At 69.6% G+C, this 12670-nt stretch carries 16 protein-coding genes; 2 read left to right on the plus strand and 14 right to left on the minus strand.

The features are described 5' to 3' along the window. Positions 1-236: 236 nt before the first annotated feature. Positions 237-1736: a carboxypeptidase M32 gene (locus EGH23_RS10045; RefSeq protein WP_220579883.1), complete on the minus strand. Its 1500-nt coding sequence runs from the start codon at positions 1734-1736 to the stop codon at positions 237-239. Positions 1737-1895: 159 nt separating this feature from the next. On the opposite strand from EGH23_RS10045, the gene EGH23_RS10050 reads away from it, so the two are divergent. After that, positions 1896-2201, plus strand: coding sequence for a hypothetical protein (locus tag EGH23_RS10050; RefSeq protein WP_220579884.1), 306 nt, complete (start codon positions 1896-1898; stop codon positions 2199-2201). A 35-nt stretch (positions 2202-2236) separates the two neighbouring features. Here EGH23_RS10050 and EGH23_RS10055 read toward each other — a convergent pair whose 3' ends face one another. The 13 genes from EGH23_RS10055 to EGH23_RS10115 form a co-directional block, all read right to left on the minus strand. Then, positions 2237-3337: a M20 family metallopeptidase gene (locus EGH23_RS10055; RefSeq protein ID WP_220579885.1), complete on the minus strand. Its 1101-nt coding sequence runs from the start codon at positions 3335-3337 to the stop codon at positions 2237-2239. Between the two features lie 42 nt (positions 3338-3379). After that, positions 3380-3841 (minus strand): histidine kinase, encoded by a 462-nt coding sequence (locus EGH23_RS10060; protein WP_220579886.1) that lies wholly within the window; start codon positions 3839-3841, stop codon positions 3380-3382. 106 nt (positions 3842-3947) lie between these two features. Beyond that, entirely contained in the window at positions 3948-4709 is a 762-nt protein-coding gene (locus EGH23_RS10065; RefSeq protein ID WP_220579887.1) for an urease accessory protein UreF, read from the minus strand. Continuing rightward, positions 4706-5320, minus strand: a complete 615-nt coding sequence (locus EGH23_RS10070; protein WP_220579888.1) for an urease accessory protein UreE — start codon at positions 5318-5320, stop codon at positions 4706-4708. Before EGH23_RS10070 ends, EGH23_RS10065 begins: the two co-directional genes overlap by 4 nt. Further along, positions 5320-6246, minus strand: a complete 927-nt coding sequence (gene ureD, locus EGH23_RS10075) for an urease accessory protein UreD (protein ID WP_220579889.1) — start codon at positions 6244-6246, stop codon at positions 5320-5322. The genes EGH23_RS10070 and ureD overlap by 1 nt, the downstream gene beginning before the upstream one ends. Further along, complete coding sequence (gene ureG / locus EGH23_RS10080; RefSeq protein WP_220579890.1) at positions 6246-6869, minus strand: urease accessory protein UreG; 624 nt, start codon at positions 6867-6869, stop codon at positions 6246-6248. Before ureG ends, ureD begins: the two co-directional genes overlap by 1 nt. Then, positions 6866-7243 carry an urease subunit gamma gene (locus EGH23_RS10085; RefSeq protein ID WP_220579891.1) on the minus strand — a complete coding sequence of 126 codons (378 nt, stop codon included), beginning with the start codon at positions 7241-7243 and terminating at the stop codon, positions 6866-6868. Before EGH23_RS10085 ends, ureG begins: the two co-directional genes overlap by 4 nt. After that, a complete protein-coding gene (ureC, locus tag EGH23_RS10090) occupies positions 7240-8946 on the minus strand; it encodes an urease subunit alpha (protein ID WP_220579892.1) in 1707 nt (568 codons plus the stop codon). The genes EGH23_RS10085 and ureC overlap by 4 nt, the downstream gene beginning before the upstream one ends. Further along, the gene (locus EGH23_RS10095) at positions 8943-9353 is read right to left on the minus strand and encodes an urease subunit beta (RefSeq protein WP_220579893.1); all 411 of its coding nucleotides are present in this window, start codon (positions 9351-9353) and stop codon (positions 8943-8945) included. Before EGH23_RS10095 ends, ureC begins: the two co-directional genes overlap by 4 nt. Before the next feature lie 165 nt (positions 9354-9518). After that, complete coding sequence (locus EGH23_RS10100; protein ID WP_220579894.1) at positions 9519-10358, minus strand: energy-coupling factor ABC transporter ATP-binding protein; 840 nt, start codon at positions 10356-10358, stop codon at positions 9519-9521. Beyond that, entirely contained in the window at positions 10355-11149 is a 795-nt protein-coding gene (cbiQ, locus tag EGH23_RS10105) for a cobalt ECF transporter T component CbiQ (protein ID WP_220579895.1), read from the minus strand. Before cbiQ ends, EGH23_RS10100 begins: the two co-directional genes overlap by 4 nt. After that, positions 11136-11441: a PDGLE domain-containing protein gene (locus tag EGH23_RS10110; RefSeq protein WP_220579896.1), complete on the minus strand. Its 306-nt coding sequence runs from the start codon at positions 11439-11441 to the stop codon at positions 11136-11138. Before EGH23_RS10110 ends, cbiQ begins: the two co-directional genes overlap by 14 nt. Continuing rightward, positions 11441-12079, minus strand: coding sequence for an energy-coupling factor ABC transporter permease (locus EGH23_RS10115; protein ID WP_220579897.1), 639 nt, complete (start codon positions 12077-12079; stop codon positions 11441-11443). The genes EGH23_RS10110 and EGH23_RS10115 overlap by 1 nt, the downstream gene beginning before the upstream one ends. 106 nt (positions 12080-12185) lie before the next feature. Between EGH23_RS10115 and nikR the strand changes: the two genes are divergently transcribed. Then, positions 12186-12596, plus strand: coding sequence for a nickel-responsive transcriptional regulator NikR (gene nikR / locus EGH23_RS10120; protein WP_220579898.1), 411 nt, complete (start codon positions 12186-12188; stop codon positions 12594-12596). Positions 12597-12670: the final 74 nt, after the last annotated feature.

Raw genomic sequence — 12670 nt, forward strand, 5'->3', positions numbered from 1 at the left:
GATGACCGCCGAGCGAGATGTCGAGTACGGCCAGAAAAGCCCGGCCGAGAGGGAACTGGCCAACCGACACGGACGGGAATGAAAGGGACCGTCCGCTCGACGTTCGAGGCGACGCAAGCACTGGAGTGACCGAAGGGAACGAAGCGCGCAGCGAGCCGCAGTAGTCGAGCAGACGGGGGCTTTCTGGCTGTTCCGCGGTCCGTTACGCTCGATTTCGAAATCGGCCTCCTCACTTCCTAGCAGTCGTAGAGGTCGCGGTACTTCTCGTCGGCGTACGAGAGGAAGTAGTCGGCGGTGAAGGACTCGCCGGTGGCTTCCTTCACGAGGTCGTCGGTCTCGTAGCGCGCACCGTGTCGATGGACGTTTTCGGTCAGCCAGTCGTGGACGGGGTCGAAGTCGCCCTCCCGGACCAGCGAGTCCACGTCGCCGACATCCTCGCGGAGGTGGTGGTCGAGTTGGGCGGCCAGCACCGAGCCGAGCGAGTAGGTGGGGAAGTAACCGATCGCGCCGTTGGTCCAGTGGATGTCCTGCAGACAGCCCTCTGCGTCGGTGTCCGGGCGCACGCCGAGGTACTCCTCCATCTTGTCGTTCCAGACCTGCGGGACCTCAGCGACCTCTAAGTCGCCCCGGATCAGGTCGCGCTCTATCTCGAAGCGCAGGACGATGTGCATGTGGTAAGTCAGTTCGTCCGCTTCGACCCGGATGAGGTTGTCCGGGTGGACCGTGTTGGCGGCCTCGTAGAACTCGCGGGGCGAGGCGTCGGTGCCCAGATGCTCGTTGGCGGTGTCGGTAAAGAGATCCCAGAAGGGCCGCGTGCGGCCGACGTGGTTCTCCCAGAACCGAGATTGGGACTCGTGGACGGTCAGGTCGCGGTTGTCGCCCAGCGGCGTGCCGTAGTCCTCACGCGGCAGGCCGAGCGTGTAGGTGGCGTGGCCGAACTCGTGGATGGTCGAGCCGACGGCGTCCATCGGATCGTCGGGCTTGAACCGGGTGGTGACCCGGGCGTCGAACTGCGTCCCCGTCGAGAACGGGTGCGGGGCGGTGTCGAGGCGACCGTGGTCCCAGTCGTAGCCCAGCACGTCCAGCGCCTCCTCGACGAGTTCGTGCTGCACGTCGTCGTCGTAGGTGCCCGAGAAGGGGTCCGCGAGGGTCACGTCGCTGTCGTCGATGTCGTCGATGAGCGGGACCAGTTCGTCGCGCAACTGCGTCAGTACCTCCTCGGCGGTGTCGATGCCGAGGTAGGGTTCGTACTCCTCGAAGAGGACCTCGTAGGGGTCGCGGTCAGGGTCGATGGCTTCGGCGTACTCCCGGCGGAGTTCGACCATCTCCTCTAAGGTGTCGGCGTAGTGGTCGAAGTCGTCCTCGGCCTTGGCCTGCTCCCAGACCGGCAGGGCGTTCGAGGAGGCCTCTGAGATGCGTTCGACGAGGTCGGAGGGGACTCGTACCGCCCGCTCGTGGTCGCGGCGGACCTCGCGGACGACGGCCTCCTGCTCGGGGTCTAACTCCGCGGCTTCGAGTTCGTCCAGCCACTCGCTCAGCTCGTCGTCGGTCAGCAGGTCGTGATGGAGCGTCGAGAGCGCGGAGGACTGCTTGGCGCGAGCGGGGGTCCCGCCCTCGGGCATCATCACCTGCTGGTCCCACTGGAGGACGCCGCCGGCGTCGCTCACGTAGTGGAGGCGCTTGACGTGGTCTACGAACTGCTCGTAGGTGGAATCCACCTCGTTAGTCGTTGCCATAGCACGCCGTTGGGCCGGATGTCCTAAATGTGCAATGTCGGCGGTAAGGCGTGCACGGCGGCCCCGAAACCTCTCGGGCGAGGCGATAAATCCGTCGAGAGACACCTCCGAAGATGGCCCAAAAGACCGATACGGGGGGCTATCGAACAGCGAGCTATCGTGACTCCGAACGTCACCGGTGTCGGCCCGGTCGTGGTGTACCTCGCCATCCTCGGCTTCGTCGGTGTCCAGTACCACCGCGGCAAGGTGACGACCCGCCGGCTACCGCTACTCGTCGGAATGTGCCTCATCTGGCTCGCCTCCGGTCTGTTCCAACTCGCCACGAGCGGGACGACGCTGGGCTACGCGTTCGACGGTCTCTCTGTCCTCGCGCTGGTCGGTGGACTGTACGGGCTCTACTGGTGGTGGCGTCACCGGGACGTCGAGACGCCCGGCCCGGACCGCGACGAACGAGGCTCCCTCTGAGAGGGCAGACGACGGCGGTCCCGACGGCCCGCGACTCACCCGAGCCACGAAGTCGCGACGCTCTCGTAGATTCGACGGCAACGTTCGAGGACCGCGACTGAGACGCTCTCCTCGGCGGTGTGTGCCTCGCCGGGTTCGGCCGCGCCGACGACGACGCAGTCGGTTCCCGCGGCGGCGAGCCAGCCCGCGTCCGTAGCGTGCGGTTTGACGACGTGTTCGGGCCGAGCGTCCTGTGCGTCGGCCGCCGCGTCGAGGACCGCGTCGGCGAACGCGGCGTCGCCGCAGGCCATCGGCGGCAGGTCCTGGTCGACGCGCCAGGAGACGCCCTCGATAGCTTCGACCCGCTCTAGCGGTGCGCGTTCGTCGGGGACCGTGCGCTCGTCGACGGTGACTTCGCACTCCTCGGGAATCACGTTCCACGACGACCCGCCGTCGATCTCCGTGACGGCGACGCTTCCGCGGAGGTCGTGGCCCAGCACCTCGGTCGTCGGGAAGTCGAGGTCGCGGACGATATCGACGGCGTCGGTCGCGCGGTAGATGGCGTTCTCGCCGGCCTCGGGTTCGCTCGCGTGAGCGGCCGCGCCCTCGGCGACGACGGTCGATCCGCGCCGACCCTTGTGCGCGACGGCGACATCGGTTACCCCCGTCGCGGAGTAGCCCGTCGAACCCTCGCCGACGACGGCGTAGTCCGGCGCGAACCCCTCGTCGATGGCGGCCCGACAGCCGACGCCGCCCCGCTCCTCCCCGGCGAAGGAGGCGAAGACGAGTTCGCCGTTACCCGGCGCGTCCGCGTCGCGGAAGGCCAGTATCGCCGCGGCGAGGCTCCCCTTCATGTCGGCCGTGCCGCGACCGGAGAGGCGGCCGTCTCGCTCGTCGACGACGTACGCGCCGCCGGCGTCGACCTGCGATTCGTCCGGCGGAACCACGTCGTGGTGGCCGACCAGCGCGAGCGACTCGCCGCCGTCGCCGCCTCTCTTTCGCGCGAGGACGTTGCCGTGGTCGTCGCGGGTCACGGTCGCGTCGGTGTGCTCGCGGAGCCACGCCGCGACGAACTCGCCGGCGGCGGACTCGTCGCAGTCGGGTCCGTCGTGGCTCGGAATCGAAACCAGTTCGCGAGTGAGGGAAGCGACGTCCATACCCCGATAGTGTGGCCCGGGCGGTTTGGTTCTTGCCGGCCGTCAGCGGAGCGCCGCGTACGTGATGCCCAGCACGCCCCCGTAGACGACGTGCCAGAGCAGGCTCGGGACCGCGAAGTTCGGGAACGGCGGGGCCTGCGGGAAGCCGACCGCGCCGAGCCACAGGGGCATCACGAGCGCCGCGAGCACCAGCCACGTCACGACGCCCCAGACGACGCCGAGACCGAGCGTCGAGCCGATGGAGCGGTCGGCGGGCAGACCACGCTCGGCGACGGCCGCGAAGGCGACGCCGAGGACCGCCCCGTGCGAGAGGTGGACCACCCACCCCGCGACGCCGCCCGAGAGGCCGTAGAGGCCCGGAATCGCGCCCTGCAGTACGGGCGGACTCGTAAGCGAGATGAGGACGGCCATCACGGCCGCCCCGAGGATACCGCCGAGTACGCCGGCTTGCCAGTCGGCGAGCGTTACGTCCGTCTCCGCCGCAGTCGTGGATTCGGTCGCCATTGCGTCTGGGGATGGACCGCATGATATCAAATAGCCAACTTGTTCGAGCGACGGGCGCGCACGACCACGGTAGCTTGAAGAGGTAGCATCCGCCGAACAGCGCGGTTCAGCTCACGAACAGGCGTCGCTGCGCCCGTTCGTGGTCGGCCGCGAGCACGTCCACCAGCGGTGCGAACGGCGTCATGTCGTCGAGCGTCCGGTCGGCGCTGTCCTCGACGGCGTCGGCTATCACCGGTCGCAGGTCGTCGAGGATCCGCTGGGCGTCGGTGTGGCCCAGCGAGAGGAGGCGCTGGGCGGCCCCCAGCAGCCCGGTCACGAACCCGTGACAGCACAGCAGACACGCCTCTCGTTCGTCGACTCCGGCGAGTCCGGTCGCCGCGCCGAGGACGACGGCGTAGTTGCCGGGTGCGCCTTCAGCGGTTCCACCGTTTCCGTTCGAGGCGCTGCGCGCCTCGCCCTTAGCGCGTTCCGCGTATCGCTCGAACAGATCGGAGTCGCGCAGGTCGCGCTGGAGCGAGAGCAGGCGAGCGCCGGAGCTCTGCGCGCTCTCGCGGAACTCCGCGGCCAGCGTCACCGCCGCGAGTCGGCGATCGGCGGCACAGACTGCATCTACGTCGCCCTCGCGCGCGGCCGCGTGAGCGGCCCGCAGCGCCACGAGTTCGGCCGGCCCGACCTGCCGACGGAGGTACGTCTCTAAGAGCGCGCGGAGGTCCTCGGCGTCGGTCACCCGGTCGTCGGCGACGAACTGTTCGAGGCCGTAGGAGACGGTGTAGGTGCCCACCGGGAGGAAGGAGTCCGCCAGGCGGAACGCTTCGAGGGTCGCCTCCGCACTCGTCTCGCTCGCATCTTCGTCAGCGTCCCCGCTCATTCGCCGTCTCCGTCGATGGTGCGCACGCCGTGCGCGTGGTCGCGGCTGTATCCGCGGTCAGCACCGTCGTGAGAGCCGTGTGAATGCGAATGCGTGTGGTCACCGTGGCCGTGTGCGTGTCCGTCCTCGCCGTGGCCGTGGTCGTCCCCGTCGTCGAACGTCGTCGGGGGAACCCGCTCGTAGCGGGTCGTGACGTCCTCGGGAAGCAGGTCCGCGACGGCGGCGTCCATCCGCTCGCGGGTGTCGGGCACCGGGAACAGCGCCTCCTCGCCCCGGACGGCGAGGTCCCAGTGGCGATTGCCGAGCGCGTGGCCCAGTTCCAGCGCGGCGGCCGCCGACACGTCGGCCTCGGCGAAGTCGAGGACCAGCGCGTCGATCGCGGCGAGTTCGACCGCGACGAGCGTCCCGTCGTCGGTTTCGAGCACGTCGCCGTCCGCGAGGTCGCGGGCGACGACGATGCCGAGATCCTCGCCGTCGGTCGTCTCGGTGCGCAGGCGCGAGCGCCGGCGGTCGGTGTCCGAGAGGACGACTCGAAGCTGATCGGCCTCGGCCAATCGATCGGCGACCGCGCTGTCCTCGCGGTGGCCGAGATAGCTGTCTGCGACGTACATCAGTACTTCCTCCCGGACGGTGCGGGCGCGCCGACGAGGTCCCGGCGGGCGCTGTCCCAGGCGGCGTGGAGCGCGCTCTGGACCGTCTCCGCGCGGTCGCCCAGCGCACGGACGGCGACGCCCGCGCCATTGGGGAGGGCCGTCGCACCCGCGCGGGCCTCGCAGTCAGTGACGACCGCGTGGAGTTCGTCGCTCGTGCCGGCGGCGTCGGTCCCGGGCGCGACGACGAACAGCGTCCCGTAGACCGCGAACTCGCCGAGGACGCCCGGCGCGGCGGGGTCGCTCTCGCCGGGCGCGAGGTGGGTCGCGTCCTCGAACAGCGGGCCGTTCGGCCCCTCGGCGCGGACACGCGAGAGATATCGCTCGAACTCGAAGCGCTCGCCGCGCGCGAGCCGACCGGGGACGACGATATCGCCGAGGACCGCCGTCGCGCCCGCGTCGAGCGAGAGCGTCAGGTCCTGCGAGTAGCGGGCGTCGGCGTGGAGGATGGTCGGTTCCGGCACGTAGTCGAGATGGCCGCCCCGCCCGACGGAGAGGGACGCGCCGGCGGCGGCGTAGTTGTGCGTCATCGACTGCACTTTCGTCGAGCTCTGCGTCGAGACGTGCGCGGTCGCGTTTCCTTCGACGGAGATCGCGACGTCGTGGCGGTCGCCCTGCGCGACGCCGCCGGTCGGCGACTGGACGAACACCGTCGCCGCGTCGGGGTGCGGGTCGTGGGCGAGCGTCCCCGAGACGTGGAACGGCACCGTCGCGTAGTCGTGGACGAGCGCCGTCCCGCCGCTCGTCGGCGCGAACGTCAGTTTCAGCACGCCGTCCTTGCCCGGCGCGCCGACGGCGGCCTGCGGCGGGGATTCAGCCGCGTATCCCTCGAAAGCGGGGTGCGGGGCGTCGGCGGCGTCCGTCCGGTCGGGTACCTCCGTGGCCATCAGGCGAACAACACTCCCTCGTGGAGATGTCGAAGCACGTCGTCGATGCCCTCCTTAGCCTTGCAGTCGGTGAAGACGAACGGGCCGTCGCGGACCTCGCGAGCGTCGCGTTCCATCACCTCTAGGTCCGCGCCGACGTGGGGGGCGAGGTCCGTCTTGTTCATCACGAGCAGGTCGCAGTCGACCACGCCGGGGCCGCGCTTTCGTGGGATGTCGTCGCCCTCCGCGACGCTGATGACGTACAGCGAGTAGTCGGCGAGTTCGGGATTGAACGTCGCCGCGAGGTTGTCGCCGCCGCTCTCTATCAGCACGAGGTCCAGTTCCGGGTGCTCCGCGAGGAAGGCGTCTATCTGCTGGAGGTTCATCGACGGGTCCTCGCGGATGCCGGTGTGGGGACACGCGCCCGTCTCGACGCCCGCGACGAGGTCCTCGGGGACGACGCCCGCGAACCGCTCGCGCAGTCGCTCGGCGTCCTCCCGCGTGAGGATGTCGTTGGCGATGACGCCCACGTCCAGGCCGTCCTCGCGGAGTTGCGGGACGATCTCCGTCAGCAGCGAGGTCTTGCCCGATCCGACCGGGCCGCCGATTCCGACCGTCGCCACGTCGCGGTGGGTCAGGCTCATTCGGCCGCCCCCTCGCGCGCTGCCTCCTCGCTGTCGGTCTCACTGTCCTCGTCGAGTCCACCGACGCTGTCGGAGCGAATCGGGTCGTGAACGGTGACGAGCTTCGTGCCGTCGGGGAAGACGGGTTCGACCTGAATCATGCCGATCATCTCGGGGACGCCCTCCATGACGTCCTCGCGGCCCAGCAGTTGGGACGCGCCGGCGCGTATCTCGGCGACCGAGTCCCCGTCGCGGCCCCGTTCGATGCACCAGTCGCTGATGTACGCGACGGCCTCGGGATGGTTCAGCGGGACGCCGCGGTCCTTGCGGCGTCTCGCGACCTCTGCGGCGGTGAAGACGGTGAGTCGTTCCTGCTCTTTGGCCGTGAGTTTCATAGCATGTACCGCTGTGCGAGTGGCAGTTCGGAGGACGGTTCGCAGGTGACGTGTTCGCCGTCGACCCGGACTTCGAACGTCTCGGGGTCGACCTCGATGTCGTCGGGACAGTAGTCGTTGTACGCCATGTCGTCCTTGCCGGGCGTGCGCGTCCCCTCGACGGGGACGACGGGGGTGTCGAGGGCGTATTCCTCGCTGACGCCGCGTTCGGCGGCCGCGGGCGAGACGAACGACAGCGAGAGCCCGTGTTTGGCCTTGCCGACGGCCCCCGCGCGTTCGCGCTGGAGGACCGGTTCACAGGTCATCAGCGACCCGTTGGCCTCGCCCATCTCCGAGTGGACCGGGAAGCCGCCCTTGAACGTCATCGCGGGCTTGACGCCGAAGAACGCGGGGTCCCACAGCACCACGTCGGCGAGTTTGCCGGGTTCGAGCGTCCCGACGTAGCGCTCGATACCCGCCGAGATGGCGGGGTTGACGGTGTACTTCGCGACGTAGCGCTTGATGCGGTGGTTGTCCGCGTCGGTGCCCTCGTCCTCGGGCAGGGGGCCGCGCTGGGACTTCATCTTCGAGGCCGTCTGCCAGGTGCGAGAGACGAGTTCGCCCATCCGCCCCATCGCCTGTGAGTCCGTCGTCATCATCGAGATCGCACCCATGTCGTGGAGGACGTCCTCGGCGGCGATGGTCTCCGCGCGCACGCGCGACTCGGCGAAGGCCACGTCCTCGGGCACGTCGGGATTGAGGTGATGACAGACCATCACCATGTCCAGGTGCTCGTCGAACGTGTTGTCGGTGTAGGGCATCGAGGGGTTCGTCGAGGAGGGGAGCATGTTCGGTTCGCCGACCATCTCCATGATGTCCGGCGCGTGGCCCCCGCCGGCCCCTTCGATGTGGAAGAGATGCATCGTCCGGCCGTCGACGGCGGCGAAGGTGTTCTCGACGAAGCCGGCCTCGTTGAGCGTGTCGGTGTGCATGCAGACCTGCACGTCCTCCTCCTCGGCCACGTCGAGGCAGGTGTCGATGGCGTCGGGCATCGACCCCCAGTCCTCGTGGAGTTTCAGCGTGCAGGCCCCCGCCTCGATCTGCTCGCGCAGCGGTTCGGGATCGGAGGCGTTGCCCTTCCCGTAGAAGCCGACGTTGACCGGCCACGCCTCGGCGGCCTGCAGGAACCGCTTGACGTTCTCGGGACCGGTCGTACACGTCGTCGCGCCGCCGCCGTAGCCGCCGCCGAGCATCGTCGTCACGCCCGTCGAGAGCGCGTGTTCGTGCAGTTGCGCCGAGTTCCAGTGGACGTGGATGTCCAGCGCGCCGGCGGTCGCGATCTTCCCCTCGCAGGGGTAGACGTCCGTCGCCGGGCCGACGACCATGTCGACGCCGTCCATCGTGTCGGGGTTGCCCGCCTTCCCGATTCCCGCGATCTCGCCGTTCCGAATGCCGATGTCGGCCGCGACGATACCCAAAACGGGGTCGATGATGGTCGCGTTCGTCAGCACCCAGTCGAGCGCGCCCTCCGCCTGCGTGACGCCGGGGGCCATCCCGAGGCCGTCCCGCAGCGTCTTCCCGCCGCCGAAGACGGCTTCGTCGCCGTGCGTGCGCAGGTCCTCCTCGACTTTCGCGAACAGTTCGGTATCGCCGAGGCGCACCTTGTCGCCCTCGGTCGGTCCGTAGAGTTCCGCGTAGGCGTCGCGGTCGACGTCGCGGGTCACTCCGCGTCCCCCTCGCTATCGTCGCCGTCAGTTCCCGTGTCTCGGAAACCGGCGTCTCGCAGCCGTTCGAGCGCGGCGCTCGGGTCGCCATCGATGCTTCCATTCACCATCCCGTTCATCCCGTGGGCGACGCGCTTACCGCCGATGGCGACGAGGTCGACCGTCTGTTCGTCTCCCGGTTCGAACCGGACCGCAGTGCCGGCGGGGATGTTCAGCCGCATCCCGAAGGCGGCTTCGCGGTCGAAGGAGAGGGCGGCGTTGGCCTCGAAGAAGTGGAAGTGCGACCCGACCTGTACCGGCCGGTCGCCGGCGTTGCCGACTGTCACCGCCGCCGTCTCGCGGCCCTCGTTCAGCGTCAGCGTTCCCTCCTCGGTTATCACTTCGCCGGGAACGAGGTCCTCAACCACGACGCACCACCTCGATCGGCGTTTTCGACTGCTCGTCCATCGTGTGCGTGTGAGTTTGGACAGGTGTGATAAGCGGATTGCTCTCGGCGCAAATAGCGCCACTCGATGCAGTATTTTAGCCGATTCGTCACACTGAAGTTCGCTCGACTGGACGAGCGTCCAGCCTCACCCGTCGAGTCGGGTGCGCGCCTCGGCAACCGTCAAGGGCACGTCCTCGCGCCCCTCGAACAGGCGGACGACCTGCGGCGGGCGGAGGTCGCAGTCGGTCAACAGGTCGACGTCGGTCAGTATCTCCCGGGTCGAGCCGCGGGCGACCACCTCGCCGGCGGAGTCGAGCAGTATCACGCGGTCGGCGACGTGCGGGACGAGTTCCGTCTCCGGCGTGGACGTGACCAGCGTAACGCCGTCGGAGCGGCGCTCCGACGAGCCCCCACTCGCTTCGCTCGCGGGAACCCCCGCCGCCGAGAGCTCGTCGAGCAGCGACAGGATCGCAGCGCGGTTGCCGGCGTCGACGTTGCTCACCGGTTCGTCCAGCAAGAGCGCGTCGGGTTCGACGGTGAGCGCGCTCGCCAGCGCCGCGCGGCGCTGCTCGCCGCCGCTGAGTCTGAACGGCGGCTTCGAGAGCAGTCCGTCGAGGTCGAGTCGGTCGGCGAGTCCCTCGACGCGGCGCTCGACCTCGGTTCGCGAAACGTCCTGCTGGGCCGGGCCGTACGCGAGGTCCTCTCTGACGGTGGGGTTGAACAGGTACTCGGCGGGGTCCTGCGTGAGGACGCTCAGTCGCTCCCGGACCGAGTCGGCGTCGGTCGTCTCCCCGAAGTACCGGACCGTCCCGGCGTCCGGTTCGACGAGGCCGCCGAGCAGTTGGAGGAGCGTGCTCTTGCCCGCGCCGTTCGGGCCGAGCAGCGCGACCCGTTCGCCCGCGTCTATCGTCACGTCGACGCCGTCGACGGCGAGCGTCCCGTCCGGATAGGCGTACCGCAGACCGGTCGCCTCGATAGCGGTCACGCGAGGCCCACCCCCGCGACGGTGGCGAGGACGACCAGCGCGAACCCGGCGTCGGCCGCGCCGAGCGACTCGTGAGAGCGGGTCGGCGTCGCGCCCGTCCCGCCGCGGGCGCGGGCGGCCCGCTGGACGCCCTCACCGCGTTCGAGACTTCGCAGGAGAAAGGTCCCGACGAAGTTGCCCGAATCGCGCCACGTCCGACGCAGGTCCGGGTCCGCGAGCGTGCGGCCCCGCCGCGCGCGGACCATCCGTTCGAGTTCCGCGAAGAAGAGCAGCAGATACCGGTAGGTGATCGCCAGCAGCGAGACGGCGATCGCGGGGGCGCGCAGTCGGCGGAGCGCGACCAACAGGTCCGCGAAGCGCGTCGTCAGCAGGAGGACCGAGAGGAAGGCGACGCAGGCGGCCACGCGGACGGTGAAGACGGCGACGTACTCGACGCCGGCGGCCGACAGCGGCGTCCCCGCGAACGTCGGGCCGCCCGTCAGAAACGCTTGCGGAGCGACGACGACCGCCGCGAACGCGGCCGGGCCAGTCGCTCGGCCGAGGAAGGTTCGGAGGGGGACCCGAGAGAGCAGCGCGAGCGCGGCGGCCACTCCCGCGAGGAGGGCGACGCTCTGCAGGTCGCGCCTGGTGACGGCGAACGCGACGAGGGCGACGACGCCGATCAGTTTGACGCTCGGCGCGACGGCCTGCAGGAAGCCGGACCGTTCGGGCACGTCCTCGGCGAGCAGGAACCAGCGGGCGCGGGCCGCGATCGCCGCGACGGTGCGGTCTAGCAGGTCAGTGCGCGCCATCGGAGTCGGTGCCGAGCAGCCGACCGAGACCGGCCGCGACGAGCAGCGTCAGCGCCGTCCCGACGACGGCCGAGACGAACGTCCCGCTCGCGCCACCGAGTCCGGGGACGCCGTAGTCGGGGAGCGGTGCGACGCCGCTCGATTCGGCGTGGTCGGTCGCGCCGGTCGCTTCGGCGGCGTTTTCGAGCGGCTCGGCGTAGCCGACCGCGCCGGCCGCCCACCCGAACACCGGGGCCAGCAGCGCGAGGACGAGCAGCGCCGCGAGGGCACGCGGGAGCCAGTCGGGGGCCATCAGACGCTCGCCTCCCCCGCGGCGGTCGGTCGGAGGTCCGGTCGAGCGTCGACGAGATACCGATAGACGGCGGCCGTGATGGCCCCTTCGACGAGGCCGAGGACGAGGTGGCCGACGCCCATGATGGCCAGCGTGGTGAGCAACTGGTACTCGAACGCCGACGAGAGGCCGAGCTGGAGGCCGGCGGAGAGCGCGCCGGCGGTGATTCCGAGCCAGCCGGCGGCGAAGGCCGCCCGGAACTCGCCGTAGGGCGCGACCGCGCGATAGACGGCGTAACCGACGTACACCTCGACGATGGCCATGTTGAAGACGTTCGCGCCGAGGACGACGAGGCCGCCGTCGCCGAAGACGAGCGCCTGAATCGTCACGACGGTCGCTATACAGAGCGCGCCGAGGTGTGGGCCCAGCAGGATGGCGGCGAACGCCCCGCCGACGAAGTGAGCGCTCGTCCCGCCGGGGATGGGCCAGTTGAGCATCTGCGCGGCGAAGACGCCGGCGGCGACGACGCCGACGAGCGGCGCGCGGGCGTCGGATATCTCGCCGTCTATCCGCTCGGCGGCGTAGCCGAGCACCGCGACGGAGAGCGCGCCGAACAGCAGCGCGAGGGACAGGTCGACGTACCCGTCTGGGATGTGCATGTCACTGCCTCGCCGCCCGTCCGAGATAATACTTTCTCATCGCGCAGTATTACTGACGCGGCGACGGTAGCCACGCATATTACCCCCACTCGCCTACGCCCGAGGTATGAGCGACGACATCGACCGGATCAGCCTGACGCTGCCGTCGGCGATGGTCGAGCGACTCGACGGCATCGTCGACGACTGGGAGTACGCCAGTCGCTCCGAGGCCATCAGAGACTCGCTGCGGGACTTCTTCGCCGACTACGAGTGGGAGAGCGCCGGCGACGAACAGCACCACGGGACCATCGTCATCGTCCACGACCACCACGTCTCGGGCCTCGCCGACGACCTCCAGACCATCCAACACGAGATGGCCGACGCCATCACCTCGGTCCAGCACATCCACCTCTCGCACGACACCTGCATGGAGACGCTCGTCGTCGAGGGCGCGGCCGGTGACATCACCGAACTCGCCAACCGCCTCCGCGCGCTCGGCGGCGTCCAGCAGGTGAAGGTCGTCCTCGTCGGCCAGTAGTCGGCCGCGCGACGCGAACGGACACATCTATCTTCGATGCCGCCCTCTTCGAAGCCGTGTTCCCGCGTCGGATC

It is taken from the genome of Haloarcula nitratireducens, from assembly GCF_019599505.1.